Raw genomic sequence first — 26,463 nt, forward strand, 5'->3', positions numbered from 1 at the left:
CCGCCGAAGCGGCAGCGGCCGAGCGCCCCGAGGTCGATCCGGCTGCCGAGGTCGATCCGGTCACCGGCGGATCGGCGGGCGGGCGGGCCGAGTCCGATCCGGTGGCTACGTCTGCCCGGTGACTCGGCGATATCGAGGAAATATGGCTGCCGCCGACAGGCTGGCACTGACGCACCGCCCTGCCGACGCGAGGAGAGACGCCGATGGACGAGCACGGCCGCTGGCAGCCGTACGTGATCACCCCGGAACGGGCCGGATGCCCCCCGACCGCCGACGGGCTCGCCGGTCACCTGCGTGAGGTGGACGTCGCGGCGCTGCTGACCGTACACGGGGCTCTGGTCTTCAGGGGTTTCGGTGTCGAACCCGGCACCCTCGACCCGGTGATGGACCTGCTGCTGCCAAACCGGCTCGCCTACGTGCACGGCAACACCCCCCGGACCAAGGTGGGGGACAACGTCTACACCTCGACGGAGTACCCGGCGAAGTACACGATCTCGATGCACAACGAGCTGTCGTACGCCGCCCACTGGCCGTCCCGGCTGTTGTTCTTCTGCCAGATCGCCGCCGCGACCGGCGGGGCCACCCCGGTCCTGGACGCCCGGCTCTGGCTGGACCTGCTCGACCCCGAGATCCGGGAGGCGTTCGCCGGAGGGGTCTGCTACCAGCAGAACCTGCACGACGGGATGGGGTTGGGCAAGAGCTGGCAGCAGACCTTCGAGACCGAGGACCGGGCCGAGGTCGAGGGGTTCCTCGCCGGCACCGGTGCGACGTGGAAGTGGACCTCCGACGGGCTGCGGATCAGTCAGGTCCGCCCCGCCACCACCCGGCACCCGGTCACCGGCGTCGAGGTCTGGTTCAACCAGACCGACCAGTGGCACCCGGCGGGCCTGGAGGACGACGTGGCCCGGGTGATGATGCAGGTGATGACCCCGGACGAGCTGCCCCAGTCGGTCACCTTCGCCGACGGTGCCCCGATCCCCGAGGAGTACGTCCGCCAGATCCGCGACCGGGGGCTGGACGCCGCCGTCGACATCGACTGGCGGGTCGGCGACCTCATGGTGATCGACAACATCCTGGTCGCCCACGGTCGGCGTCCCTACACGGGTGACCGCCGGATCCTGGTCGCCATGTCCGACTGACCGGTTCCGCAGCGACGGGCCGGTTCTGCCGACTGACCAGTGCCGCCGACTGACCGGTTGCGCTGCGACGGGCTGCGAAAGGGGACGACACCATGGACGAAGCGGTCGGGCGGGCCCGGTGGCTACGGATCTTCCGCCGGGCACAGCGCAGCGACCTGCGGCTGATCTGCTTCCCGCACGCCGGGGGTAACGCCAACGTGTTCCAGCCCTGGGGGCGGCTGCTCGCCGAGGGCACCGACCTGATGGCGATCTGCTACCCGGGGCGGCAGGACCGACTGTTGGAGCCCTGCGTCGAGCAGATGGACGCGCTCGCCGACCGGATCGTGGAGGTGCTCCTGCCGTACCTGGACCGGCCGGTGGCGTTGTTCGGACACAGCATGGGCGCGTCGGTGGCGTACGAGGTGACCTGGCGGTTGGAGACCCGGTACGGTTTCGCCCCGACCGCCCTCCTGGTCTCCGGGCACGGTGCCCCCCACGTGTCCCGGGTCGAGTTGGACCCGGACACCGCCGACGACGAGTACCTGCTCGGCCGGATCGGTGCCCTCGGCGAGGTGGACCCGCTGGTGCTGCGCTCGCCCAAACTCCGGGAGCTGATCATGCCGGCCCTCCGGGCCGACCTGCGGATGCTCTACCGCTACCTGCCCCGGGAGCCGGAGAAGCTGCGTACCCCCATCTCCGGCTACCTGGGCACCGAGGACCCCACCTGCACCGCCGAGTCCGTGCAGTCCTGGGCCGAGCTGACCACCGGCGGGTTCGACCTGACAACCTTCGACGGGGACCACTTCTATCTCACCCCGCAGCAGGAGCCCCTACTCGCCGCCCTGAACACCCGCCTGACCTGACCGACGCCACCCGCCCGGGGGGCCTCGGCCGGGGTCAGAGCGCGACGTCACCCAGGTGGATCCGGCCCTGCGGGCCGCGGACCATGAGGGAACCGCCCTCGTTCGAAGCCGGGGCGGAGGTGGCCTGCGGCGCCCCGGTCAGCGGACCCCACCCCGACCAGGTGTCGGACATCAGGTCGTACCGGGTCGTCCGAAGCTGGTCGGAGGTGCTGCGTACCACCACCAACAGGTAGCCGTAGGCCAGGGCGGTCGCCGGGGTGGACTTCCCGTCGGCCGACCCCGGCACGATGCTCCACTGCGACCAGGTTCCGTCATAGTTGTCGTACCGGGCGGTCCGAAGCGCCCCGCTCGGATCGTGGTGGAACACCCAGAGCCATCCGCCGTACCTGGCGGTCCCGACCGGGCCGGTCACCGACGTGGAGCCGGGCACAGTGTTCCACCCGGACCAGGAGTCGGTGGTCAGGGTGTACCTGATGGTGCCCAACCGGCCGTTCGGGACGGCGAAGAACAGGTTGATGTCGCCGCCGTACATCTGGGCGGTGGGTGCGGAGGTCCCGGCCGGGACACCCGGGACCGACGACCACCCGGACCAGGCATCGTTCATCAGGTTGTACCTGACGAACCGGAGCGCACCGGTGGCGACCCGGACGAACAGGCGGAGGTCACCGCCGTAGACCACGGCGGTGGGTCCCGAGATCGCGGCGGGGAACCCTCCCGGCACCACCGTCCAGCCACTCCATTGCTGCGAGTGGAAGTCCTGCCGGTTCATCATGACGGCACCCGCCGCGACGGTCGTGAAGACCCACGTGTAGCCGCCGTACCGGACGGGTGCGGGGGCGGACCCGGCCATGACCGGCCCGGGCACCGCAGGCCAGTCGGTGGCCGCCGACGCCCCGACCTGCGCCGCCGTCCCGACCTGCGCCGAGGCGGCACCGGCCGGACCGGCCCCCACCCCGACGACACCCAGCACGAGTACGGCCACGAGCAGGCGGCTCACCAGGCTGGCCGGACGATGGATGCGCATCAGTTGCTCCCCTGTGGAGTGTGAAACGGCACGAGCGTCGTCAGGCTCTCACGTTCGTCACCGTGGCGGGTGCCCGTTCCCGGTGCACTCTGCGCTTGGGTCGTCACAGCTCCCCTCTGGCCCGGAGCCAGTCGAAGATGAGTCTGTCCACCGGGGAGGACTGCTCCCGGCCGGAGTAGTCGAGCCACCGCACCTCTTCGATCTCGGCACCCGGCTTCATGTCACCCAGATACTCGGCGCGGTAGCAGGTCATCCGGACGGTGACGCCTTCGGCCTTACCGTGCGCCTGGGCTTCGAAGACCTCGGCCAGTTCGATGGTGTCGTCGACCAGTTCGACGCAGAGCTCCTCCTGGATCTCTCGCTTCAATGCCTCGTGGTCGGATTCCTGGCCCTCCCGTTTGCCACCCGGAATGTAGTAGACGTCTTTCCCGTAGGACCGAGTGCTGAGGATTCTTCCATTCTCAACTCTCAACCAGGCGAGCTTGTCGATGAACTTCATAGTCAACTCCCGGTGGTCCGGCGATGAGCGCGGACGATGTGATCGCGGTGGGCGTAGCATCGGTCAAGAAGTTCGGACCGGTCAAGTCGGCTCGCCATGTCACCTTCCTGGTCAGTCTTGACCCGTCGGTGCAGATCGACCAGTGCTGGGCGGGCGGAGAAGGCCGCCACCAGCCGAGTCCAGTATTCGCGTAGCTCACCCAGGTGTTCGCCGGGCGAAAAACCGCGCAGGCCGCCGTCATAGATCACGCATCGTTCCAACCCGGAGACGGGGTCGAGACGAGACGCGGTCGTGAATTCGGGAGTGATCAGTCCACCACGCCGGACGAAGTCCGTCTGGTCCAGATGAAGCGCAAGACCGTATGTCTGTTCGTAGATCCCGAACAGGCCCTCCAGCGCGATCACGGTGACCTCGGGGACCGACCGGTTGGCCTGCCCCAGTCGCCGGACGAACTGATCGATCCGCTCCACGGCCCGCATCGTCCCGATCGTGACCAGGACGATTCGTGGTGGTAGCGCCTCGGGCCCGACGACGTCCGCGAGCACGGTGAGCGCATTCGTGACCGTCCGGCCGGTAGCCGTGATGTCGCCGATGAACAGGACGGACGAGCCGGCCAGGTCGATTCTTCGGTACTCGTCCGAGGTCACCACGGCGTCACCGGCGCGGATCGCCCGCCGGCTGCTCAGGAAGCTGACCCGGCAGGGGCGGCCGGTGACCTGCTCGACGACGCCGGGTAGGTCGAAGTTCAGACCACCACGCAGGATGGTGAGCACGTCCGGTGTCGTCCCGGCCAGTGCGTCCGCCAGGCCCGGGTCGACCGCCGCCAGGTCGGTCACGGCCTGCCTGCAGGCCTGCCGTAGCTCGGCCCGGAAGGCGTCACCGACCGACGTCGAGTCGCAGAGCAGTCGGCGACCGGACGGGGAGGTGGAGACGAAGACCCGCGCCGGCGGTAGCGGCACCCGGTAGAGGCCGTCACGGCCGGTCGGCTCCAGCGTCGTCACTGCCGTGGCCGTCCCCGGCTCAGATCTTCGTCGCAGCCGGTGGGATCCGGACGCCCCACCGGGTGGCGAGCATCCGGCGGAAGTCGTAGACCGCCTCCCGCCCGTTGGCCGACCAGGCCGGTGGCGGCATGGGTGTGTCGTCGTGGACCACCAGGCGCAGCACCCCGACGGAGGTCGCCGCAGCCAGCGCGGCGGCGACCGCACCGGTCCGGTCGGCAGTGCCGTACCCGAGTCCGAACGCTGCGGCCAGGGCGGCCCAGTCCAGTGGGAAGTGCCGGGACGCTACGTCGCCGCCGGACTCGTAGCGGCCGTTGTCGACGACCACGGCGGTGAAGGGTGCGACCCGATCGCGCATGGTGGCCAGGGTGGCGAGCCCCGCCATGCCGAAGAGCAGCGAGCCGTCCCCTTCGACGGAGAGGGTCCGGGCCGCCGAGGGCAACGCGGCGGCGACCCCGAGCGCCACCGGAAGGACGTCGCCGAGGGCGTCGAGCGGGAGGGTACGACCGGGCCAGTGGCGCAGGGCGGCGTAGGTGGCCCGGCCGACCCCGGAGACGACGACCACGTCCTCGCCCAGCAGGGCCCGCAGGGCACCGATCGCCTCAGTGGAGTTCACGGTGCAGTTCCTTGAGCAGACCTGCGGTGGCGACGACGAGGGCGGAGCGCATCCGGGTGCCGGTCAGGGCGATCCCGGCGCGCAGCGCCTCGGTCAGTTCGGCGGTGCTGCTCGCCGCCCGGGTGGGTAGTCCGAAGAGGGCGGCCAGGCCGGACATGTGATGCGAGTGGTCCTGTGCCCACCAGTTCGGATCGCCGAACTCCCCTCGGTGGGCCGTCAGGGCGAGGACGGGAATCTGGTGCAGCACCGTGAGCCGGGCGATGGTCTCGGCGGCGGCGCGCAGCCCGGAGTTCTCCATGCAGATCAGGGCCTGCTGTCCGGCCAGCCCCATCCCGGCGGCGACCGCGACCGCCTGTGACTCGTGCACCACCTGGACGTACGCCACTGTGGAGGCGTCGACGACCCGGGCGACGACCGGGCCGAGCAGGGAGTCTGGTACGGCGACGACGACCTGGATGTCAGCCGGCAGCAGTTCGGCCCAGCGGGTCGTCATCGCGGTCCTCCCGGTGCTCCGGGGGCCGAATCCGGTGGTAGGTGCCGCCAGGCGCTCAGGCTGCCCCGGGCATATGTGGTGGTGTTCCACGCACCCGGCTTGTTCGGGCCACGGCCGCAGACGCAGAGGTGCTGGGCGGAGGTCTGCACGAAGGCACCCCTGGCCTGAGCGCCGTCCATGAGGTCGTCGCAGAGGTCGCGGGCGATGAACTCCTGGATCTGGAACCGACGGGTACGCATCTCGACCAGGCGCGGCATCTTGCCGATGCCGAGGATGAGCCCGCCAGGCTCGTAGACCATCCGTACGTGGCCGAAGAAGGGGAGGAAGTGGTGTGCGCAGAGCGAGACGAACGGGATGTCGTGCGCGCCGACCAGGCCGGTGTACTCACGGGTGGGGTCCAGGTGGGCCGTCACCTTGATGAGGTCGTCGCGTTCGGTCCGATAGCCGGAGAGCAACTCCCGGTAGGCGTTCGAGATCCGATCCGGCGCCTCCTGTAGCGAGGCGCTGATCGCCTCGGCGGCCTCGGGAACGTCTGGATGGAGCGACGCTATCCACTCGACGAACGCCTGTTGTGGACGGCGGCTGCTCATCGCGAGCCCAGGAACTCGATGACCACGTTCTGGTAGGGACTGTCACCGAGGTTGACCAGCCGATGGGATTCGTCCGGCTGCCGGTAGGAGGTGTCACCCACCTGGTCGTCCTGCGGCTCCATCCGGCCGTCGCGGTACTCGGTGGCGACCGGGCCGGTTCTGGTGACCACGAAGCGGTACCCACAGTGGTGCTCGTGCCATTGGGAGGCGCCGCGCGGCGGCAGATCGAGTATCCATACCCGTACGTGGTCGTCCTGGTAGATGACCGTCGTGCCGACCTGTTCCACGTGAGCGTCCACGGGCACACACCCCTACCTGTGATCGACTCGCACCGGGCGCGACCGATTCGACCTCGGGAGGGTCAGGTGTCGGACCCCTCGTCGGCCTCGGACACCTTTCCTACATCGATAGTCGGCAATCGGTCAAGGGCGCGGTGGATTCGTCGGACCTCGGTCGAGTCGAGATGGGGGGCGGCGACTCGGAGGTACCACACGAGAGCGTTCGCGGCATCGTCGGATCTGGTGACACCGGGCCGCTGATCGACGTTCGACACCATCCACAGGTAGAGGATCGTGAACGGGTACACGGTGTCGGGGATCGCGAACCTGAGGGGGATCAGCGCCTTCGTCGACTCCGGCAACGAGAACGTCTCGTCGGCGACCACACTGGCGTCGAAACGGCGAAACAGTTCCGGAAGTGGCACCGGCTCGGTCGCCTGCACCTGCCACCTCAGGCTGCGTTCGATCGAAAGATCCGCACCCGCCTGGATGATGAGGCGGCAGGAGGTGGCACCGATTTCTGCGGGGAGGAGTCTCATCGGCCTACCTCCGGCTGTCGTAGGGCGCGTTCCAGGTGCATCAGCAGCAGGTACGGGCGCACCTCCTTGGCGATCTTCCGCCAGGTGAACGCCTTCACGCCGTACTTCAGCACGATGCTCGGCGGCAGGGTAGCCCCGAGCACGTCCCAGACGATCTCCCCGCCCACCTGGGGGCCGAGGCGCGGCAGGGCGTACTCGGTGGAGATCGCCCGGTATCGGGTCATCAGCTCCCGGGCCGTGTTCTCCGGGCTGATCACCGGGTCGAGCCCACGGGCGACCGCCACCACGGATTGGTCGAGCAGAGTACGGAAGTCGGCGCTGAATCGACGGCACGTCTCCACCTGTTCGGCGGTGAGGTTCACCAGGGAACCCAACTGGAGTTGGCCGATCACCTCACGGACCACCGCCGCCTGGAACCCCTCACCCGGCCGCGCCCGGAAGGTCGAGGTCAGCGCGGTGCGTACCGCCGGGTTGGTCAACATGCCGTCCTGGTTCAACTCGGCCGAGATGACCAGCGACGCGAGATGGTTACGTAGTCCGACGATCTCCGCTGTGCCCTGCCGCAGGGGTGACCTCTCACCCGGCTCCCGGCCGTATGCCGACTCCCGGATCGACCGCATCACCTCGTCCATCTCGCCGAGACTCACTCCGAGTGTCGAGGCGGGGACCACGAGATCGGCCGGACGGCGGACGGCGTCCCCGTCGGTGGGATTGCCTGCCCGGCCGGCGTCGTCCACCTCGTACTCGTGGGCCCACAGCTTGACGAACCCCTGTTCGCGCAGTTCGTCGATCCGTCGTTCGATGAGTCTGGCGTCCGCCCGGTCGACGGCAGCCACCTCGTACGACGAACGGATCGCGATCGAGTCGGCGAAGAAGATCACTGCCTGGAGGAGCCGGTCGATGGTCCGGTGGCCGACCAGTCCGCTGTCGAGCATCGTGAGTGACCGTTGCATCATCGCCTCGTCAGATAGCTGAGCAGGTCGACTTCGTAGATGTGCGCGCTCCAGCACTGATAGGAGACCGTCGAGCGCCGCATGCCCAACTCCTGCGACAGGTCGGAGGCGAGCTGCGCGAAGGCGAGCAGTTCCGGCACGAACCCCACCCACACGTCGACGCTGCGCGCGGTCACGAACAGGTGCAGGGTGTCGGCCACCACCCGGACCGCTCCGCCCACCGGTGAGACGGGGAAAGGCGCATTCAGGTCGGACGGGGGTGACCAGGTGGAGAACACGGCCGACCGGGAGGTCGGATCACGTCGCAGCAGGTCGACGATCCGCCCTATCTGATCGAACGCCTCGCCCTCGTCGCCGCCCCATCGGCGCATCCGCTGGAACAGCAGTGACCTGCCCCGCTGGTTGCCGAAGAGCCGGTCCCGATAGTCCTTGATCAGCTCGGGGTAGGGGTACCCCTCCGGTGCGCTCAGATCGCTCGGATTGGTGAGTCGAACGGTGAGGCCGGGAAGGTCGAACGAGATCCCGTGACGGGTGGCGATCCGGACCGCCTGCCCGCCCTGGAAGAGATCCAACGCCTGCTGCCAGCCGGTCCGTACCGTCTCGATCGTCAGCTCCAAACTGACACCTCTCCCGATGGGGCTGTGGAGGATCCGCCGAGGTGTCAGAGTACGGCCCGGGACCACACCGTGTGGTCCCGTGGCGTACCCAGCGTGGCGCGACTGTCGTCGGTCCGCCGGCAGGTGCGACGCTCACCTCGTGCCGTCGCCGGTGATCCGGAGCCGGGTGAGGATCTCGGCGATCTCCCGGGTCTCCTCGTGGCCCGGCCCGTACAGGAGCGCGAGATCCTGGTGCAGGGGCACGAGTTCGGCTGCCGCCTGACCGAGGTCGCCTTCGGAGAGCAGCAGTCGACAGATGTCGCGGCGGAGTTCCAGGGCGTCGGTGGAGACGTCCCCCTCGGTGGCCTGCACGTGGGTCAGCACCTGCCGGAACTGCCGCAGCGCGAGCGTCGCCTCACCCAGCTCCGCCCGGCAGTGGGCGGCCTGGCGCAGGCAGGCCAGCGCGTCGTGGTCGGCCGGGCCACCGGTGCGGGCGAAAGCCGTGTGCAGTGCGTCGAACTCCGGGAGCGCCCGGCGGACGTCACCACCGATGACCAGGGTCGCAGCCCGTCGCTGGCGGAGGGAGAGGACCCGGGGGTGGTCGACGCCGAGGGCGGCTGCGGCGGGTTCGATGACCTGCCACAGTGCCTCCGCAGCCTGCGTGTAGCGGCCCTGGACGAGCAGGTCGCCGGAGTGCGCCACCGCGTCGTCGATGGCGGCACGCAGGGCGGTGGCGGGGTCTCCGCAGGCCGGACGGGAAGCCGGTGGGGTGGCCGAGGGCGGGGTGGGCGTCCGTGGTCGGGGTGCGTTGGGTCTGCGGTACATCAGTGTGGGGTCGGGCACCCCGGCCGGGAGGTGTCCCCGTTGCGGGGGTGCCGATCCGGGCGCCGGGAGCAGGGGTAGCAACTGCTCGTAGACGTCGTACGCGTCGCGGGGCCGTTGTTCGGGCACCTTGGCGGTGAGCGCCAGGACCGCCCGCTCCAGTGCTTCGGGAACGTCCGGGCGGAGTCGGCGCAGCGGCGGGGGTGGTTCGTCGACGTGCTGACGCATGAGCTGGAAGTCGTTCGCCCCGTCGAAGAGGGTCCGGCCGGAGAGGAGTTCGTGCAGGACACACCCGAGGGCGTACAGGTCGCTCTGCGGGGTGATCGGGCCACCCTGGATCTGCTCCGGGGACATGTAGTGGTGGGTGCCGATCATGTGTCCGGTGCCGGTGAGCCGGGTGACGTCGGTGCCGAGGATCGCGGCGATGCCGAAGTCGAGCACCTTGACCGCGCCGGTGTCGGAGACCAGGACGTTGTCGGGTTTGAGGTCCCGGTGGACGACGGGGATGGCGTGGGCGTGGGACAGGACGGTGCAGATCTGTGCCGCGATGGCGGCGGCCCAGCCGACCGGCAGCGGCCGTGCCGGGTCGACGTAGGCCCGCAGGGGGGTGCCGCGGACGTACTCCATGACCAGGTAGACCCGGTCGTAGGTGGTGTCGAGGACGGCGTCGTACACCTGGGGGACGCCGTGGTGCTGGATCCGGGCGGTGATCCGGGCCTCGCGGCGGAACCGTCTGGCGAACTCCTCGGCCCGTGCGGCGGAGTAGACGACGTCGGGCCGGATCAGTTTGACGGCGACCTCGCGGTCCAGGACCGCGTCGTAGCCGCGCCAGACCTGGCCCATGCCACCGGAGCGGATCTCGTCGACCAGTTCGTACCGCCCGGCGATCGGGTCTGCCCGCACTGTCACCCCCAGCTGCCGTCCGCCGTCGTCGAGTGTGGACGGTATCCGGATCAGGCGGCGTCGTCGACGACCCCCTCCTGGTCGCGGATCATCCGCCAGGCGGCGCTGCGCGCGCTGCGGTTGAGCGAGCTGCGGAAGTCCTGCTGCTGGTCGAAGTACCTGCGGCCCATCTCGGCGGTGGTGTCGAAGTGGTCCATCATCTTGTCCTCGAAGACCGGGTCGAAGACGTGGCCGAAGTTCTCCACGTCGTTGGCGACGGCCGCCAGGCGGACCTTCGGGTCGGCGAGGGCCTCGTGGAACGGTTTGATGACGTCCTGGTCGGTGAACTCGGTGCCGTACCTGTCGTTGAACCGGGCGATGAGCTCCGAGAGCAGTGACTTCTCCGGCTCCCTGGCGTCGGCGGAGCCGTCGCCGAGGCCGTGGAGGTCGGTCGTTCCCTCCGGGACGAGGCTGACGTCGTGCTCACCGGTCCGTTCGACCCGCAGGTGGCTGAGGTCGACCTCGCCGATGTCGACACCGCCGTCGTCGCGGCGGGGCAGCCGGTTGAGCAGGTGCCGTCCGTAGAGGTAGAGCCGCTCCAACTCGGGATCCTGGTAGGGGACGATCCGGGAGAGGAATCCGTACTTGCGGACGTAGTCGTTGAGGTCACCCCGGAAGGTCTCGGCGGTGGCCTGGTCGTCGGGGTCCTCGCCGTTGAGCAGGGCGTCGAACCGGCCGACGGCCGGGTCCAGGTGCCGGTACAGCTCGGCGTGCAGCTTCGCCCACTTCGCGGTGTTCCCGGCGGCGTGGGTGTCGGCGGCGAACCAGGCGGCGGCGAAGGCCTGCATCTCGTCGCCGACCAGGATCGGTGCGGACATCACCCGGCTCTGCCCGCTGTAGAGCAGGTTGGGGTCCGAGGGGAGGGTGGCCGCCTCCTCGAAGTACGGTCGGAACGCCTCCCGGATGTCCTCGGCCTCGTTGCAGAAGTCGAGGACCGCCAGGTCCGCCTGGCTCTTGCGGTCGGCGGTCCGGTTGAGCCGGGAGAGGGTCTGCACGGCGGCGATCCCGGTCAGCTTCTTCACCACGTACATCGTGGTGAGCAGGGGCTGGTCGAATCCGGTCTGGTACTTCTCCGCCACCACCAGGATCCGGTACTCGGGTTGCCCTGCGCCGCCGGTCCGGTCGTCGGCGCGGGCGTACCCGAACGCCTTGGGCAGCGCCTTCTCGGGCAGACCGCCGTTCTCCTTCGCCTCGGTGATCTCCTCCCCGTCGTGGGTGAGGGTGCCGGAGAAGGCCACCAGGACCCCGGGATCGGGAAGGCCACGGTCGCCGAGGTGCTTACGGATCGACCGGGCCATCTGCACGGCACTCTGCCGGGAGGCGGTGACCACCATCGCCTTCGCCCGTCCACCGAGCCGCCCGGCGGTGTGCGCGAAGAAGTGCTCGACGATCACCTGTGCGTGCTGGGCGACCGTCGAGTCGTGGGTGAGGGCGTACCGAGCGAGCAGCGGGTTCGCCTTGGCCCGGTCGACCTTGCGCTCGTCAGGGTTGCCGTTGACCAGCTTCCAGTACGTGTCGTACGTGACGTAGCTGCGCAGCGGGTCGAGGATGAACCCCTCCTCGATGGCCTGCCGCATCGAGTACGTGTGGAACGGGTGGTACTTCCCGTCCTCGCCCCGGGTGCCGAACTCCTTGAGGGTCTTGTCCTTGGGAGTGGCGGTGAACGTGAAGTAGGAGAGGTTGGCGGCCCGCTGCCGGTTGCGTGCCCGGCGCTTGAGCCGCGCGTCGACGTCGGGCTCGGCGGGTGTGCTGGTGGCACCGGGGTCACCGGACTCGGCGTCCAGACCGAGGTCCCGCAGGACCTCCCGGACCGCTCCGGCCGCCTCACCGGCCTGGGAGGAGTGCGCCTCGTCGACGACGATCGCGAACCGCCGACCTTGGATCTCGGTGGGGTTGCGCTTGAGGTACTCCACCAGGGCGGGGAAGGTCTGCAGGGTCACCGTGACGATCTTCCCGGTGGCCTTGGAGAGCGCCTTGGCGAGCTGCTCGGACTTCGCCCCCTGCTCCTCGTCGATCTTCACGACGAGACCGGCGGTCTGCTCGAAACTCCCGATCGTCTCGCGTAGTTGCGAGTCGAGGTTGCGTCGGTCGGTGATGATGACGACCTTGTCGAAGACGGGGATGCCGGGTTTCAGCCCGGCTTCCACGGCCGTCGGGTCGAGGTCGGCCACGTCCACCGGTGTGTGCAGGGACGACAGCCGGTGACTGAGCCAGGCGATGGTGTTCGACTTCCCCGACCCCGCCGAGGCCATCACCAGGTAGTGCTGCCCGGCCCCGTGCCGGGCCGCGTGGGTCGTCAACTGCTTCACCGCGTGCCACTGGTGGTAGCGGGGGAAGATCAAAGACTTTCGGGTACGCCCGTCCGCGCCCTTCTCCCGGTGCAGGTGGACGAAGCGTTCCAGCAGGTCCAGCCAGTTGTCCCGCTGCCACACCTCCTCCCACAGGTAGGAGGTGGCGTACCGGCCGTACCCGGTGGGGGGTGGGTTTCCCTGGCCGCCCGGTCGTCCCGGCCCCGCCGACCCGGTGTTGAACGGCAGGAACCTGGTCGCCTTCCCGCGCAGCCCGGTGGTGACGAAGACCAGGTCGGGGTCGACGGCGAAGTTGGCGACCACCCGCCGGGCGAAGATCAGCTCGGTGGGGTCCCGGTCGGTGCGGTACTGCTCCTTGGCGTGCTCCACCCCCGACCCGGTCAGTGGGTTCTTCAGCTCGGCGGTGGCCACCGGGATCCCGTTGAGGAACAGGGTCAGGTCCAGCCGGTTGCCCCGGTCGGCCTGCTTCGTCGCGTACGCCAACTCCCGGACCACTGTCAGCCGGTTGCGTCGGTAGTCGTCGAGGATCGCGTCGGACTCCACCAGCGACGGCTTGAAGTACGCCACCCGGATCCGGACGCTGTTGTCCCGCACGCCGTCGCGGAGCACGGCGAGGAGTCCGTCGTCGGCGATCGCCCGGTCGAGCCGCTTGACGAACCCCCGCTGGGCGGCCACCTGGTCGCCGCCGTAGAAGGTGACCAGCTCCGCCCACTCATCGGCCTGCGTGGCACCGACGAAGGTGAAGAGCTGCCCGGTGTCGAAACCGAGATCGGGCCGGTAGTCGGCAGCCTGGCCCTCCTCCCACCCGTTGGTGAGCAGCGACGCCACGATCGCGTCCCCGAAGGCCTCCTCGTGATGAACAGCCATCGCGCCTCCCGCCGTCGACCCCGGTGCCACCCCGGGAGCCTACTGATCGGGTGCGCCCCTGGGCAGACCATGATCGTTGGTGGATTTCCGACACCTTTCCCGGCGTGTCGCGTCGGTTGTCAGCCAACGATCGCACGCGGGTAGGTTTCACCCTCTGCCCCCATCACCCCTTCACCTGTGCGAGGTGCCGCCGATGTCCACTGTCGAAGACCGGGTCAACGGAGAGGTGTTGCTGCACAACTCCGCCGACTGGTATGACCCGAGTGACGACATCGACGGTGTGCGAAGGGCCAGTTGAGGTGGCGATTGTCTTCCGACTGATCCTGGCCGGCGGAGTTCCGTCCAGCCGGGTTGCCGAGGTGGTCGCTCCACAGGCGGTGGAGACCCGAACCACCTCGGTCCGCCCGATGCTGCGGTCCGGTCCCGACGCCACTCTCGGGTACGGCATCGACATCATCGCCGGGTATCGGGGCTACTACGACGCGGAGGACGATGACGGGTCGGTGTGGGTCTGGGAGCCTGACGTTTACCTCCAGGTCGACTACGTTATGCGCAAGGACGTCATCGCCGAGCGAGGTGTCCCGGCCATGCTTCGTAGCGTGTCGGAGCTTCTCGACCGTCAGCCGGAGGACGCGGCTCTGGTGCTGAACGCGAATTGGCTGCTACTGACCAGGGTCGACGGCGTGTTGCGTCGGCACCGCACCTCCTGGTGGCAGCATCACGGCGAGGGGGTCTGACGATGGGGGTCGAGTACCGGTTGACGCTCGCCGGTGGGTTGTCGCTGGACGAAGTGGCGGCGCTTGTCGCACCACACGCAGAAGAGACGACCACGTCGGGCGGTGACCGGCTGCTGAGTACGCCGACCGTGGACGAGCCGGGCTACGGCGTCAGCATCGTCGAGGACCGCGTGGGTTGGCACGAGGCTGAGAGCGACGACGGTCAGGTGTGGCGGTGGGAGCCTGGCAGGTGTGTCGACGTCACCTTCTACATGGACAAGTTCGCCGACCGCGAGGGGGCTCGGGGTCACATGCTCCGCACCGTCGCCGGTGTGCTCGCGCATCGGAGCGAGGATGCGGCGTTGACCCTCAACGGGGACTGGTTGATGCTGACCCGGGTCGACGGACAGGTGCTGCTGCACAACGCCGCCGACTGGTACGACCCCAGCCACAGCCCTTTCTGATCGCCTCAGCTGTCGACGGCAGTGAGACGGAACCGACGAGCTACCCCGCCGGCTGACCCTGCAGGCTGACGGCATGATCTCGTTCGACCCCGACCATGGGGATGTGGCAGGGTCGCCTGGTGTCTGCGTCCCGCCTTGACCTGCTGCGTTGGCAGTTCGACCTGACCTGGTCGCTGTTCGAGTATCACCTGGAACGGCTGGAGCCGACAGATTTCCTCTGGGAGCCCGCCCCGCACTGCTGGACGATGCGCCAGGATGCCGACGGTGGGTGGGTGTCGGACTGGGCGGACGTCGAGCCCGATCCGATCCCCGTCCCGACGATCGGGTGGATCACCTGGCATATCGGCTGGTGGTGGACGGTGACAGTCGACCACGCTCAGGGGCGCACGCCACGGGAGCGGACCGAGGTCGGGTGGCCCGGGGGCGGTGAGCAGACGGTGGCGTGGCTGCGTGATCTCCGTACCGCGTGGTTGTCGGTTCTCGATCAGCTCGGCGACGCGGACCTCGACGCCACCGCCCCCTTTCCCTGGCAGAACGACCCCGCGCACACCGTCGCGCACATGATCGCCTGGGTGAACGCCGAGCTGATGAAGAACGCCACCGAGATCGGCCAACTCCGGCTCCTGCGCCACGCGCGCGGCTAGCCCTGCCGTCACAGGCACTCGGTGATGCGGTCGGCCAGGGTGGCGGCCTCCGTGAGGATGGCGTTCAGCTCGTCCGACGAAACGGCCCCTTCGCCGAGGGCGTACAGGATGGTGAGGCCCTGGATCCGGCCGGTCGACGTGGGCTCGACGTCGGTGCGGAGCCTCGGGTCGAGGGCAGCGCTGACCAGCCTTTCCGCGCTGCCAGGGTCGGTCTCGGGTCCGCCGGTCATGGTGCTCCGCATGTCGGCGACGAATCGGATGATCTCGCCAGCGTTGGCCCCTCGCGGAAAGCTGCGGTTCACCGCGCTGTAGAAGACCGCCCCGAGGAGCACGTCGAACCCGTCCCAGCCGTCGCGGTCGAGCCGGGCCTCGACCTCGTCGTTCGCCGCGTGGTCGCCCTCCACCATGGTCAGGATGTAGGCAATCTGGTCCGGTGTGATCGCCATGATGCCGCTACCTGTGTTCTTCGGCGAGCTCTTCGGCCTCGGCCATGAATTCGTCCAGCTCGGTGGGGGTCAGGGGTGTGGTGATCAGGAGATGTCCGAGGATGAACAGTTCGGCACCGAGGGCGGTCTCGGCGGGGATGTTGTCGACAAGGTCGTACTCACCGAGGGCGGCCCGGATGAGCCCTTCCATTTCGAGGCGCGGAAGGCTCTCGTCGTCGGGGTAGAGGTCCCGAGCCCCGGCGACGAAGGCGGAGACGTCGGTGGGGGTGGCGTCGGGGCCGAAGTGCCTGTGGACGGCGACGGCGAACGCGGCCCCGACGAGTCGGAGGCCGTCCGCCACCCCGAGCTGACCGATCTCCACCGCCAGCGCGTCGACGGTGTCCAGGTCGCGTCGGGCCAAGGCCCGGATCATGTCGTTGAGCGGGGTGCGGCTCATCGGGTCAGCCCGACTGCGGTGGCCAGTCGCGCCACGTCGGCACCGGCGGGTCCGCTGCGGGCGATCTCGGCGATGACGGTACGGGCGTACGGGCGGAACCGGACTTCGGTGGGGGCGAGGGTGTCGGCGGCGAGGACCTTCTGTGCGGCAATGGTGTGGTCCCCGGTCTGGGCGTAGGCGTGGGCGGCGTCGAGGAGGTGGGCGGCCCGGAGTTCGGCGGGCAGGCGTGTCCAGTCGTCGCGGCGGACTGCTTTCTCGTGGAGGTAGACGGCTTCGGTGGTGTCGCCGAGGCGGAGGGCGGCGAGGACCCGGGCGAGTCTGACGGTGAGCGGGCCGAAGTGGGTGTGGTGGAGGTCGGGGACGGGCGTACCCCGGTTGGTGAGGTCGTCGGCGTGGTCGATGAGGTCGTCGGTGTTGCGGCGGTCGCCGGTTCCGGCGGCGGCGAGTCCGGCCTGAAGGAGCAGGGTGCCCTGCACACTCTGCTCGGTGACGGTGTCGGCCGCAGCGAGGGCGGCGGTCATGGCCAGGCGGTCCCGGTCGAGGGTGCGGAGGGCCTCGGCGACGACGATGGTGGCGGTCCCGCGCAGCGTCGGGTTGTCGGCGGCGGCGGTGACGGCCCGGTCGGCGGCGAGCCAGGCGAGGTCGGGTTCGCCGAGTTTGACCAGTACGGCGGCGGTGATCCGGTAGCTGGGCACGAGCAGCGCCGGGGTGGTGTGGGTGGCGTCGAGGAGGGCGGGCAGGCTCCGCAGGAGTTGGGCGTAGTGGGCGTGGTGGTAGGTCAGCCAGGCGTGGGCGACGTGCCGGTGCAGCTGGTCGACGGGGGGTGTGGCGGTGGGCCGGTGCTGGTAGCGGGCGAGGGCGGCACGGACCGCCTCAACTCCGTCCAGGCCGACGGCCGCCGTCTGGGGCACACGGTGTGAGCCGAGGAGGGTGGTCGGGTCGACGTGGAGGACTTCGGCGATCTCCTGGATGACCGAGTACCTGTCGAGGGCGCGTACCCCGCGTTCGACCTTGTCGACCCAGCTCTTGGACTTGCCGAGCCGGTCGGCGAGCATCTGCTGGGTCATCCGGCGGCGGACCCGCCACCGGGCCAGCCGCCGACCGATCGGCAGCTCGTCGCCGCCGCGCAGCCCCGGCCCGCTCACCGGCCCTGTCCCGTCTGCGGGGGCATGGCGTCGGTGGACTCGCCACACCGTGGACACCACCGCGACTTCACCCGGAACGCGAACAGCCCGAGCAGAAACCCCGGCACCAACCCACCAAACACGATCGACACGATCCCGGACATCAACAAGGTCTCCTTTCCTGAAGAGAACGGACAGCCAGTGGTGCGGCAATCACGGCACTTGGTGGGCGAGGATGTAAGGGTGCTGTGGCCTCAGATCATTCGACGTGCCGTGAAGGTCGGATCGGATCGGGAAGTGGTCGGCGTCTACCCGCGCCGTGCCGACCTTCCGCGTTCCGTTTTCCGCGAAGCAATCGAGCGTGCCGGATCCCGGCTGTGGTTCGGCGGGTACACGAGTACTTCTTGTGGTTGGAAGTGCGGAGTGCCGCTGCCGCCCTCGCTGCCAAGGTCAAGTCCGGAGCTGACGTACGCTTCATGCTCGGCGACCCGGACAGTCAGGTCACCTCCGAGCGTGAACGGCTTGAGGCGACTCCGCTGACCCTTGCGACCCGAATCGCGATGACACGCGCGGAGATCACCAAGGTCGACGCCGAGATTCCGGTACGGCTTTCGGACCGCCACATCGCCATTTCCGTATGGATCTTTGATGATGAAGCCATCGTCGCCACGCACATCGGTGTCGGGCTCGGACAGGACTCCGTGACCCTGCATCTCCGGCGCGCACAGCAAGGGGGCGTCTTCGACAGGTACGTCGAGCACTTCGATTCGCTCTGGGCCGACGGGCACCCTGCTGACAAGTAGAGCTGCCGCCTGACGTTCGTGCGGAACGCGAACGACCTTGGCGGTAACCCGGTCGCGGTCGGGTGCGGCTTGTTGCCCGTCTGCGCTGAGATTAGCGTTCGCATGGGAATGCCCCTCATAGGTGTCGTCCGTCCTGATGGGTCAAGTTGACCTCAGCCAGAGCGCGATGAGAGCAGGTGCGCGTGGTGCCTATAGGTGCGGATCAGTGCCCGGTCACCGGAGGGCCGACGTCGCCGATACGCTGCGTGCAAGAAGTGCTACGCATCGAGGGGGCGGGTTTGCCATCCAGCGGAGAGGCGATCAGCCGGGTGTTGGCCGAGGTCGGATGGCAGCCGGAGCAACTTGCTCGGCACCTCAACGAGTGCGCCAAGCGGCACGGGCGTGCCGAACGTCTGCACCCGAAGACTCCGTACAAGTGGAAGAAGGGTGACGTTCCCCGCAGTCCGTGGCCATCGTTGATCACGTCCCTGCTTTCCGAGCATCTACAGCGAACCGTTGGTCTGAACGAGCTCGGTTGGCCGGACGACGGGCTCGAAGCTATCCCAGCCTCTGCTGGTCTTGATTTACCCTGGTCTTCGGCTGGGGCCTTGCAGGCAGCTCAGGTGGTGAACGAGTCTGAGGCGATGATGCATCGACGGATGTTCCTGACACTGCTTGGCTCCGCGTTGACGTCACCAGCACACGAGTGGCTGATCGCCCAACGACCGCCGAACATCGCGTCTACCAGTGGACGCGTCCTGTCGGCCTCTGTCGTGGACCATCTGGACGAGGTGACCGCGAGTCTGCGGCGAATGGACGATCATCTCGGCAGCGGCCAGACCCTGGGGCTGGTTCGCCAGCACCTGAGCACAGTGGTTGATGTTCTGCGAGAGCGTAGCTACACCGACGCTGTCGGTCGACGTCTCCACTCCACCGCTGGTGAGCTGCTGCGCCTGGCTGGGTGGCTTTCCTTCGACGACGGTCACCACACGCAGGCGCAGCGGTTCTGGATCGCGGGGCTGTATCAAGCGAATGCGGCCGGAGACCGTGGACTCGGTGCCAACATCCTCGGTTTCATGTCCTGTCAGGCGAAAGACCTCGGGCAGCTCCGCCAGTCCGTGACCCTCGCCGAGACCGCCCGGACTAGTTACCCCGCTACCAGCCCGAAGGTGTCGACCATCCTCGACCTCAGGGCTGCCGAGGCATACGCGAACAACCAATCGGTCACCGACACGCGCCGCGCTCTCGATCGAGCATTCGACCGATTCACCGACAGCCGGCCGGAGCATGGCGACCCCGACTGGTCCTACTGGGTCAACGAAGCGCAGGCCCATGCTCAGGCCGGTTACTGCTTCGTCAAGCTCGAAGACTGGCCCCGCGCGCGAGAGCATCTGCGTTCCGCGTTGCGCTTGCAGGGCGATGAGTACACCCGTGAGGGTGCGCTGCGAAACGCACTGCTCGCCACGACCTACGTGCGCCAGGATCATCCTGACCTGGACAAGGCGCTTGCCCTTGGTCATCAGGCCGTCGAGACTCTCACCGGGCAGGTCAACTCCGCCCGGTGCATCAAGCACGTCCGCAACCTTGTCGGTTCCCTTACTCCCTACCGGCGTATGCCCGCCGTCCGACAGTTCTGCCAGGACGCACGGGAACTCGTCGCTCCTTGACAAACCGGCCGGGCCGCTTCTGGAATGATGTTCGTCCACGGCGCAGGTATGTGGATGGTGCCTATTCTCGTCGGGACGAATCACCAGAGTGATCATCACGCCGGCTCGGCTGAGGGATGTCGAGGTCATCATGAGTTGGCGACGTGAGCGCGTGGCATGGCTCGCCGCCCGAGGTGAGGAGCAGTGGTCCATTCCGCTGCCCCGATCGGCTGTTGCGGCGACAGTGTCCGCCGGGCAGACCTGGATGGTGTGGGAGGGGGCCGACCCGGTAGCCACCATCACCCTGACCGCGTACATCGACGTGGACAGCCTGTGGAAGCCGGACCGGGACCCTGAGGCGCTGTGGTACCCGGAGGACGACCCGGCTGACGCGCTGTACGCGGCGAAGATGATGATTCCGCTCGCCCGCTCAGGCGGTAGCCTGGGTGGGGAGATGCTGGACTGGGCTGGCGGTCGGGCGTACGACGCCGGGCTGACATGGCTACGTCTGGATGCCTGGACCACGAACGACCGTCTGCACGCCTACTACCGTCGACAGGGTTTCCGGCACGTCCGCACCGTCGAGTCCCGTGTGTCGGGGGCGTGTTTCCAGCGACCGTCCCAGCCGTACCTGAACGGGGGGCTGAAGACTGAGACGACCTGACCCCTCGAAGTTCGGGGAGGTCGGGCGCTCGTGGGGGAGTGGCTGACGGCATGGCTTGTCTACATGTATTCGGCCGCGACCTCGTTCGCCTCGGCGACGAATTCCTCGATCTCTGACGGGGTCAGCGGGTTTTCGATGAAAAGTTGACCAAGAATGAAAATCTCGACCGCGATCAGGGTCTCAACGGGGATGTTTTCGATCAGCTCAGGTTCGCCGAGGGCCGCGCGGATGAGGCCTTCCATCTCCAAAGTCGGCAGAGCGCCACCGCCCTGGTACTTGTCGCGGGCAGCAGCGACCCAGGCGGCGACCTCGTTGGGGGTGGCATCGGGGTCGAAGTAGCGGTGGACCGCGAGCGTGTACGCGGCTCCGATGACCTGGACGCCGCCGACCCAACCGCCACGGCCGATCTCCGCGACCAAGGCGTTGGCCTCGTCCCAGTCGGCTCGTGCCAGTGCCCAGATCAGTTCACTGAGCGGTTGCTCTGCCACGTGGCTCTCCGAGTTCAGTAGGCGAGCAGGCTGTCTGCAAGGGTGACGGACTCGCGGAGGATGCCGTCGAGTTCGGTATCGCTCACCCTTCCGCCGCCGAGGGTATGCAGGATCGTCAGGCCCTGGATCCGACCGGCCAGTCTCGGTTCGACGTCCGTGTCGAGGCTCGGGTCGAGGGCGGCGCTGACCAGCCTTTCGGCGCTGCTCGCGTCGGTCTCGGGTCCACCGATTGTGGTGCTACGCATTTCGCTGACGAACTGGATGATCTCATTTTGGGTGGCCCCGGTGGGGAAGTGGCGGTTGACCGCGAAGTAGAAGACCGCGCCGAGTAACGTGCTGAAGCCGTCCCAGCCATCGTTGTCGAGGCGGGCCTGAACCTCGTCGTTGGCAACATGCTCACCCTTCGCCATGGTCCGGATATAGGCAACCATGTCAGGACTGATCGCCATGACGCCTCCTCTGATGACTCTTCTTGGCGAGGTTCCACAACCCCTTGACCCCGACCACGACTGCTCCGGCGGTCATGATGACGGAGGTGACCGGATGATCCAACTGTGGTCGCTCGGTCGGCGTGGCGGGCGTGGGTTGTGCTGTCGATGTCGTCGTACTGCCGGGACCGCTCTTAGCCTCATCGACGAGATCGCGCAGCCCGGCGGTCACCGCCTTCTCGGCCTTCTGGAGGTTCTCCTCGGTGCTGTCCGCCTTCTTGACGTGTCGCCGCAGGAAGGCTTCGGCCTTGCTGCCCCGGCTCGCCGATTCCGACACCACGATTTCTCCCGAGGGCATCGCATGGTCACTCGGCCCACCGACTGATCCTGGCGCGATCTCGCGGGCGTACTCGACAAGGTGGCCTGCGGCAGCAGCCACCAGCCGGCTTACCGTGCGGGTCTTGTCGACAGCGGCTCTGCTCTGGCCGATCGCCGCGCGGAGGGCTGGGTGCGAACTGCCGGAGCCGACGCCCGCACACCGGTCGTGGCCTTGAGCGATGTCCTCCGCCGCATGGTTCGCGCGCACCGCCAACCCGTCTAATTGATCAACGGCGGACCTGAGCTGAGCCACGACTTGGGCGAGCAGGCTGCTCATCCCAGTTCCCGGAGGTAGGTGGAGGTGTTCTCGGTAGCAGCGCTGATCATGCTCAATGCGAGATCGGCTTGACGGGCGGCGTCAGCCAGGGTCCTGCGAGCGCTCCCCGCCTCGGCATGCTGAGTGTCGTGCAGGGTGGCCAGGGTGAGGCTGGTGACCTCGGCAAGAGATATGTCGATCCCTTCCATTGTCGCCCTGCCCTGGTCGAGCAGGCGCTTCGACTCTTCGAGGGCTGCCTTGACTTCACCGATGCTCATCGTCAGCCGAGGATGCTGATGTACTGCCGAGCGGCCTCGGTGCTCCCCTGCAGGGTTGTGGCCGCTTCGACCAACTGCTGCTTGCTCTGCTCGGCACGGCCTATGGCCTGCATGACGGCGGGGTGACCGGTTCCGGCCGCCACCGCCCGCAGACGGGAGAGCATCTGCTCGGTGCCTTCGATGGCGGCCCGGATCTGGGCGGTCGTCGCGTTGCCCTGCTCGGCTGCCTGGGCAAGCTCGGCCTTGACTTGCTCGATGCTGGCCATGCCATCCTTCCGGCTCAGTGCGCGGCGGGATCTGGGTGTACACGTCGTAGTGACGCAGACACTACTCAACATGAATCCTTTTCGCAGCCCCGTCTCGTGGGCGAGGCTGCGGCCACGTACCTGGAAGGCGGCCGAGGGTCAGTACTCGATACCCCGCCCACTTGCGGTGGAGACATCGATTTGCCCTGTCACGGCAGCGGTGATTAACGCTTGGCGGCGCTCTGCGAGGAGTGCGATCTGACGATCTAGTTTCTGTTTCATTCGTTTGATGGCGTCGAGCTTGGTGTGAACAGTACGTGTCAGTTCGCGTTGGTGTCGCACGGAGGGTAGCGGGATGGGGAAGCTGAGAATCTTGCTGCTGTTCGTTGAGGCGAGATTTGTTGTTTTAGACCCAGTGCTTTCGAAATAGCAACGTCCGTGAATCGTCTGAGTCATGAGGGCGAGATACTCGCCGTCGAGTCGGTCCCGCTCGGGGCGAAGAGCAAAGACATGGTTTTGGTGGAGGCAGTCAGCTAACTCTCCATTCCATACCGTGCCACGACCGAGTTTGTCCAGGTCTCCTCCCTCGGTCATCAGGACGTCCCCGGTGCGTAACGTGGAGCGATTAGCTAATTCACGCGGTACGGTGACCTCGGCTATGGTGCTCAGGTCTATATAGCCAGCCTGTACATTCGCGACTCGCAGATAGGGTCGGGTCACGGGTTCGCCACTGACATCGCGTTTGCTGTCGATGGTCAAGCCGTTCTGCAAGCGGCAGACGTAGCCGAGGCGCACCAATGGTCCCTTGCCAGGGTGATCCCGCAGCCAGGGCCATGGTGACTTGGCTCGGGGCTGAGGGGAGGGTGCCGATAGCAGAACGTCAGAAATCTCGGCGTAAGCACCGTCTGCCAGGGCCGCGCGCTGCTTCAGTCGCTTCTGTATCAAGCTGGCAATATTGGTGGTGTTGATGTCGAGAAAATTAGCGATCAGGAGTTGTTCGGCGCGTCCGGGAATGGAAATCTTGATATTCCCTATGTCGCCTGCATTAATTGCTGGATAGCTGACGCCCGTTGACCGCGCCACGACGTCATCAATGAAAGTGTTCGACTGGCAGAGGTAGCTCAGAAACCTGGCGTCAATATCTTCGGCTGCCTCAAGGACGGCGAAACCCGTTGAGAATACTAATGGCTTCTCGGTTTCGGGAACGGCGGCGACTGCGCGCAGGTAAGTTCGGACCGTCGAAACAATCACCGATCCTGGTGGTGCGAGGCGTCGAGCCCGTGACGGACTTGTGGCAAAAATTGTCCGCTCTTCCGGGATTGTGATCTGCCCATGGCCGCTGATGGAACTAATGTCGATGTAGTAGAAAGCATGGTCAGGGTCGGTGTTCTCGGGCAGGACCCGCGTGTTGATCCCTGCCACGTCCTTGATCCTGCATTGCCTCACGACGTGACCTCACCAAGAAGCGCCTGGATCTCGGCCTCCAGGGCCTTCAGCTCCGCGTCGATCTCGGCGAGGGGTCTTGGGGGTTTGTAGACGTAGAAGTGGCGGGTGAAGGGGATCTCGTACCCGGTCTTGGTCTTGTCGTGGTCGATCCAGGCGTCGGGGACGTGCGGAAGGACCTCGCGGCGGAGGTATTCGTCGATGTCCTCGTGCAGGGGGACGTTCTCGTAGTCGCGCAGGTCCGGGTCGGGTTCGGGGGAGCCCTTGACGAGTTGGACCTCGCCGTCGGGGTCCCGGACGCCGATGACGTCCCGCATCGCCTTCTGGAAGGGTGCGCCGGTCGGCCAGGGTGCACCGGCCTCGGCCATCGTGGCTCGCAGTGCGTCCCAGGCTGCCCGCTTCGTCGGCCACACCCGCCCGACCAGGGGCTTGAGGGCGGTGACGAGCGCCTCCGGGTCGGTTGCCCGCTGGATCGGCTTCGAGGCGGCCAGGGCGGTCAGGGTGTCGTCGGTGACCTCGAAGCGGAGCTTCAGGGGGCGTTCCACTGTGATCCGGCGGTATCCGAAGTCCTCGTTGGCGAAGACCTTCACCTTGGCGTGCTGGGGGTGCTCGGGGTCGGCGGCGGCGTCCAGTGCCTCCGCGTACAGGTTCGTGATCGCGGTGATCTGGTCGGCGGTGACGTACTTGCGCTTGTCGCCGAGGGACTTGCGCATCTTGGTGAACTGGTCGCGGGCGTCGAGGAGCACGACCTTGCCCTCGTTGCCCTTGGCCTTGCGGTTGGTCAGGATCCAGAAGTAGGTCGAGATCCCGGTGTTGTAGAAGAGCTGGTCGGGGAGGGCGACGATGCCCTCCAGCCAGTCGTTGTCCAGGATCCACTGTCGGATCTTCGACTCGCCCGACTCGGCCGCCCCGGTGAACAGGGGAGAGCCGTTGAAGACGATGGCGATCCGGCTTCCGCCCTTCCCGTCGGCGGTGACCGGCTTCATTTTTGAGATCATGTGCTGGAGGAACAGCAGCGACCCGTCGTTGATCCGGGGCAGCCCGGCACCGAACCGGCCGCTGTCGCCGAGGGTGTCGTACTCCCGCTCGACCTCGTCCTTGACCTTCTTCCACTCCACCCCGAACGGCGGGTTGGCGAGGAGGTAGTCGAAGTGTTGGCCGCGGTGGCCGTCGTCGCTGAACGAGTTGCCGAACTTGATGTTGTCCGGCTTCTGGCCCTTGATCATCATGTCGGACCGGCAGATCGCCCAGGACTCCGGGTTGAGCTCCTGACCGAAGACCGTCACCGTCGCCGACGGGTTGAGCTTCGTGATGTGCTCCTCCGCCGCCGAGAGCATCCCCCCGGTCCCGCAGGCCGGGTCGAACACCGTCCGGGAGGTCCCCGGGACGCTCAACGCGTCGTCGTCCGGGGCGACCAGCAGGTTCACCATCAGCTCGATGACCTCGCGGGGGGTGAAGTGCTCACCGGCGGTCTCGTTGGAGCTTTCCGCGAACCGGCGGATCAGCTCCTCGAAGACGTACCCCATCTGGTGGTTGGAGACCCGCGCCGGGTGCAGGTCGAGGTCGGCGAACCGGCCGACGACCTGGTAGAGGAGCTTGGCCGAGTCGAGCTTGCGGACCTGCTGGGCGAACTCGTAACGCTCCATCACCTCCTGCGCGTTGGGGGAGAACGCCCCGAGGTAGGTGAGCAGGTGCTTCGCGGCCTGACCGGAGTCGTCGGCGATCGCCCTCAGGGTGTAGCCGCTGACGTTGTAGAAGCTGTGCCCGGCCGCCTTGCCCAGGAACCGGGACAGGTCCACGTTCTGGTCCTTGCGGCGGTCGTACTCCGCCCGGACCCGGTCCCGGGTCGGCTCCAGGACACACTCCAGCCGCCGCAGCACCGTGAACGGCAGGATCACCTTGCCGTAGTCGGCCTGCTTGTAGTCGCCGCGCAGGAGATCGGCGACCGACCAGGCGTGGTTCGCCAACTCGGTGTGGGTGCTGCTGTTCAACGGGGTCCTTCCGGGGGGAGCAGTGCGCCGCCGGTGAGGCCGGCGGCCAGGACACGGGCGGTCTCGTCGGCGAGTCGGTCGGCCAGGTCCGCCGCCACCCGCAGGGCGTGGAGGTGACGGAACGCCTGACCGTACCGTTGCTGTTCGGGCAGGGGTAGCAGCGGGATCCGCAGTCGGCGCGGGTCGACCCGGACCACCGACGTGCCGGACGACGCGGCGTTCAGATTGTCCTCGGCGGCCAGGAACCCGGCCAGGAACCACGGGTCCAGGCGGGTCGGGTCGGGTCGGAGCAGGTGCAGGTGCCGACCGAGGCGGTGCCCGGCGTCCCGGACGTCGGCGACCCGGGCGACTCCCACCCCCTCGTGCAGCATCTCCGGTAGGACGACGTCGCCCACCTCGACTGTGACGCCGCCGTCGGAGGGCTCCTCCTCGGCCTCACCGGAAGCCGGTCGGCGGGTCACCACGTCCCGGGCGGTCAGGGTGGCGGGCAGGTCGCCGCCGGTGCGGGCCGGCCCCGAGGTGCGGAC

31 protein-coding genes are annotated in these 26,463 nt (G+C 67.8%); 8 read left to right on the plus strand and 23 right to left on the minus strand.

The window, feature by feature from the left end:
- Positions 1-203 precede the first annotated feature (203 nt).
- On the plus strand, positions 204-1,139 hold the full coding sequence (locus tag ABT336_RS19995; RefSeq protein WP_350898129.1) for a TauD/TfdA family dioxygenase: 936 nt from the start codon (positions 204-206) through the stop codon (positions 1,137-1,139).
- Between the two features lie 92 nt (positions 1,140-1,231).
- Positions 1,232-1,981, plus strand: a complete 750-nt coding sequence (locus ABT336_RS20000) for a thioesterase II family protein (RefSeq protein ID WP_350898130.1) — start codon at positions 1,232-1,234, stop codon at positions 1,979-1,981.
- A 34-nt stretch (positions 1,982-2,015) separates the two neighbouring features.
- Here ABT336_RS20000 and ABT336_RS20005 read toward each other — a convergent pair whose 3' ends face one another.
- The 12 genes from ABT336_RS20005 to ABT336_RS20060 form a co-directional block, all read right to left on the minus strand.
- Positions 2,016-3,005: a DUF8189 domain-containing protein gene (locus ABT336_RS20005; protein WP_350898131.1), complete on the minus strand. Its 990-nt coding sequence runs from the start codon at positions 3,003-3,005 to the stop codon at positions 2,016-2,018.
- A gap of 103 nt (positions 3,006-3,108) precedes the next feature.
- Positions 3,109-3,504: an NUDIX hydrolase gene (locus tag ABT336_RS20010; protein ID WP_350898132.1), complete on the minus strand. Its 396-nt coding sequence runs from the start codon at positions 3,502-3,504 to the stop codon at positions 3,109-3,111.
- Positions 3,505-3,506: 2 nt separating this feature from the next.
- Positions 3,507-4,340: a hypothetical protein gene (locus ABT336_RS20015; RefSeq protein WP_350898133.1), complete on the minus strand. Its 834-nt coding sequence runs from the start codon at positions 4,338-4,340 to the stop codon at positions 3,507-3,509.
- Positions 4,341-4,524: 184 nt separating this feature from the next.
- Positions 4,525-5,118, minus strand: coding sequence for a thiamine pyrophosphate-dependent enzyme (locus tag ABT336_RS20020; protein ID WP_350898134.1), 594 nt, complete (start codon positions 5,116-5,118; stop codon positions 4,525-4,527).
- Positions 5,105-5,611 carry a hypothetical protein gene (locus ABT336_RS20025; protein ID WP_350898135.1) on the minus strand — a complete coding sequence of 169 codons (507 nt, stop codon included), beginning with the start codon at positions 5,609-5,611 and terminating at the stop codon, positions 5,105-5,107. The genes ABT336_RS20020 and ABT336_RS20025 overlap by 14 nt, the downstream gene beginning before the upstream one ends.
- Entirely contained in the window at positions 5,608-6,201 is a 594-nt protein-coding gene (locus tag ABT336_RS20030) for a GTP cyclohydrolase I (protein WP_350898136.1), read from the minus strand. Before ABT336_RS20030 ends, ABT336_RS20025 begins: the two co-directional genes overlap by 4 nt.
- Positions 6,198-6,500 (minus strand): cupin domain-containing protein, encoded by a 303-nt coding sequence (locus ABT336_RS20035; protein WP_350898137.1) that lies wholly within the window; start codon positions 6,498-6,500, stop codon positions 6,198-6,200. The genes ABT336_RS20030 and ABT336_RS20035 overlap by 4 nt, the downstream gene beginning before the upstream one ends.
- 62 nt (positions 6,501-6,562) lie before the next feature.
- Entirely contained in the window at positions 6,563-7,018 is a 456-nt protein-coding gene (locus ABT336_RS20040; RefSeq protein WP_350898138.1) for a Rossmann-fold NAD(P)-binding domain-containing protein, read from the minus strand.
- Positions 7,015-7,971: a hypothetical protein gene (locus tag ABT336_RS20045; RefSeq protein ID WP_350898139.1), complete on the minus strand. Its 957-nt coding sequence runs from the start codon at positions 7,969-7,971 to the stop codon at positions 7,015-7,017. Before ABT336_RS20045 ends, ABT336_RS20040 begins: the two co-directional genes overlap by 4 nt.
- Complete coding sequence (locus ABT336_RS20050) at positions 7,971-8,588, minus strand: thymidylate synthase (RefSeq protein WP_350898140.1); 618 nt, start codon at positions 8,586-8,588, stop codon at positions 7,971-7,973. The genes ABT336_RS20045 and ABT336_RS20050 overlap by 1 nt, the downstream gene beginning before the upstream one ends.
- A 132-nt stretch (positions 8,589-8,720) precedes the next feature.
- Positions 8,721-10,298, minus strand: coding sequence for a serine/threonine-protein kinase (locus tag ABT336_RS20055; RefSeq protein ID WP_350898141.1), 1,578 nt, complete (start codon positions 10,296-10,298; stop codon positions 8,721-8,723).
- Positions 10,299-10,342: 44 nt separating this feature from the next.
- Positions 10,343-13,507 carry a type I restriction endonuclease subunit R gene (locus ABT336_RS20060; RefSeq protein WP_350898142.1) on the minus strand — a complete coding sequence of 1,055 codons (3,165 nt, stop codon included), beginning with the start codon at positions 13,505-13,507 and terminating at the stop codon, positions 10,343-10,345.
- Positions 13,508-13,806: 299 nt separating this feature from the next.
- Here ABT336_RS20060 and ABT336_RS20065 point away from each other — a divergent pair, with 299 nt between their 5' ends.
- The 3 genes from ABT336_RS20065 (at position 13,807) to ABT336_RS20075 (ending at position 15,331) form a co-directional block, all read left to right on the plus strand.
- Positions 13,807-14,244, plus strand: coding sequence for a SitI3 family protein (locus ABT336_RS20065; RefSeq protein WP_350898143.1), 438 nt, complete (start codon positions 13,807-13,809; stop codon positions 14,242-14,244).
- 2 nt (positions 14,245-14,246) lie between these two features.
- The gene (locus ABT336_RS20070; protein ID WP_350898144.1) at positions 14,247-14,687 is read left to right on the plus strand and encodes a SitI3 family protein; all 441 of its coding nucleotides are present in this window, start codon (positions 14,247-14,249) and stop codon (positions 14,685-14,687) included.
- A gap of 119 nt (positions 14,688-14,806) precedes the next feature.
- Positions 14,807-15,331 carry a DinB family protein gene (locus tag ABT336_RS20075; protein WP_350898145.1) on the plus strand — a complete coding sequence of 175 codons (525 nt, stop codon included), beginning with the start codon at positions 14,807-14,809 and terminating at the stop codon, positions 15,329-15,331.
- An 8-nt stretch (positions 15,332-15,339) separates the two neighbouring features.
- On the opposite strand, the gene ABT336_RS20080 is transcribed toward ABT336_RS20075, so the two are convergent.
- Genes ABT336_RS20080 through ABT336_RS20090 form a run of 3 tightly spaced genes read right to left on the minus strand, consistent with a single transcriptional unit; the run spans position 15,340 to position 17,358 of the window.
- Entirely contained in the window at positions 15,340-15,777 is a 438-nt protein-coding gene (locus ABT336_RS20080; RefSeq protein ID WP_350898146.1) for a hypothetical protein, read from the minus strand.
- 7 nt (positions 15,778-15,784) lie between these two features.
- Positions 15,785-16,213: a hypothetical protein gene (locus ABT336_RS20085; protein WP_350898147.1), complete on the minus strand. Its 429-nt coding sequence runs from the start codon at positions 16,211-16,213 to the stop codon at positions 15,785-15,787.
- Positions 16,210-17,358, minus strand: a complete 1,149-nt coding sequence (locus ABT336_RS20090) for a helix-turn-helix domain-containing protein (RefSeq protein WP_350898148.1) — start codon at positions 17,356-17,358, stop codon at positions 16,210-16,212. Before ABT336_RS20090 ends, ABT336_RS20085 begins: the two co-directional genes overlap by 4 nt.
- 383 nt (positions 17,359-17,741) lie before the next feature.
- Here ABT336_RS20090 and ABT336_RS20095 point away from each other — a divergent pair, with 383 nt between their 5' ends.
- The 3 genes from ABT336_RS20095 to ABT336_RS20105 all read left to right on the plus strand — a co-directional run bounded on the left by ABT336_RS20095 (position 17,742) and on the right by ABT336_RS20105 (position 20,429).
- The gene (locus ABT336_RS20095) at positions 17,742-18,140 is read left to right on the plus strand and encodes an XRE family transcriptional regulator (protein WP_350898149.1); all 399 of its coding nucleotides are present in this window, start codon (positions 17,742-17,744) and stop codon (positions 18,138-18,140) included.
- A 245-nt stretch (positions 18,141-18,385) separates the two neighbouring features.
- The gene (locus tag ABT336_RS20100) at positions 18,386-19,786 is read left to right on the plus strand and encodes an NsdA family TPR-like regulatory protein (RefSeq protein ID WP_350898150.1); all 1,401 of its coding nucleotides are present in this window, start codon (positions 18,386-18,388) and stop codon (positions 19,784-19,786) included.
- Positions 19,787-19,916: 130 nt separating this feature from the next.
- A complete protein-coding gene (locus ABT336_RS20105) occupies positions 19,917-20,429 on the plus strand; it encodes a GNAT family N-acetyltransferase (RefSeq protein WP_350898151.1) in 513 nt (170 codons plus the stop codon).
- Positions 20,430-20,488: 59 nt separating this feature from the next.
- Here ABT336_RS20105 and ABT336_RS20110 read toward each other — a convergent pair whose 3' ends face one another.
- From ABT336_RS20110 to ABT336_RS20145, 8 genes are all read right to left on the minus strand, one after another.
- Complete coding sequence (locus tag ABT336_RS20110; RefSeq protein WP_350898152.1) at positions 20,489-20,917, minus strand: hypothetical protein; 429 nt, start codon at positions 20,915-20,917, stop codon at positions 20,489-20,491.
- 14 nt (positions 20,918-20,931) lie between these two features.
- Positions 20,932-21,348 (minus strand): hypothetical protein, encoded by a 417-nt coding sequence (locus tag ABT336_RS20115; protein ID WP_350898157.1) that lies wholly within the window; start codon positions 21,346-21,348, stop codon positions 20,932-20,934.
- 1 nt (position 21,349) lies between these two features.
- Positions 21,350-22,000 (minus strand): hypothetical protein, encoded by a 651-nt coding sequence (locus ABT336_RS27575; RefSeq protein ID WP_502891216.1) that lies wholly within the window; start codon positions 21,998-22,000, stop codon positions 21,350-21,352.
- Positions 21,997-22,257, minus strand: coding sequence for a hypothetical protein (locus ABT336_RS20125; protein WP_350898153.1), 261 nt, complete (start codon positions 22,255-22,257; stop codon positions 21,997-21,999). The genes ABT336_RS27575 and ABT336_RS20125 overlap by 4 nt, the downstream gene beginning before the upstream one ends.
- A 2-nt stretch (positions 22,258-22,259) precedes the next feature.
- Complete coding sequence (locus tag ABT336_RS20130; RefSeq protein WP_350898154.1) at positions 22,260-22,523, minus strand: hypothetical protein; 264 nt, start codon at positions 22,521-22,523, stop codon at positions 22,260-22,262.
- Between the two features lie 138 nt (positions 22,524-22,661).
- On the minus strand, positions 22,662-23,924 hold the full coding sequence (locus ABT336_RS20135) for a restriction endonuclease subunit S (protein ID WP_350898155.1): 1,263 nt from the start codon (positions 23,922-23,924) through the stop codon (positions 22,662-22,664).
- Between the two features lie 20 nt (positions 23,925-23,944).
- Positions 23,945-25,936 (minus strand): type I restriction-modification system subunit M, encoded by a 1,992-nt coding sequence (locus tag ABT336_RS20140; protein WP_350898156.1) that lies wholly within the window; start codon positions 25,934-25,936, stop codon positions 23,945-23,947.
- A partial coding sequence (locus ABT336_RS20145) for a restriction endonuclease subunit S domain-containing protein (protein WP_502891217.1) occupies positions 25,933-26,463 on the minus strand: 531 nt, incomplete at its 5' end. The genes ABT336_RS20140 and ABT336_RS20145, both read right to left, overlap by 4 nt.

It is taken from the genome of Micromonospora sp. NPDC000207 (genome assembly GCF_040300925.1).
Lineage (GTDB): Bacteria > Actinomycetota > Actinomycetes > Mycobacteriales > Micromonosporaceae > Micromonospora.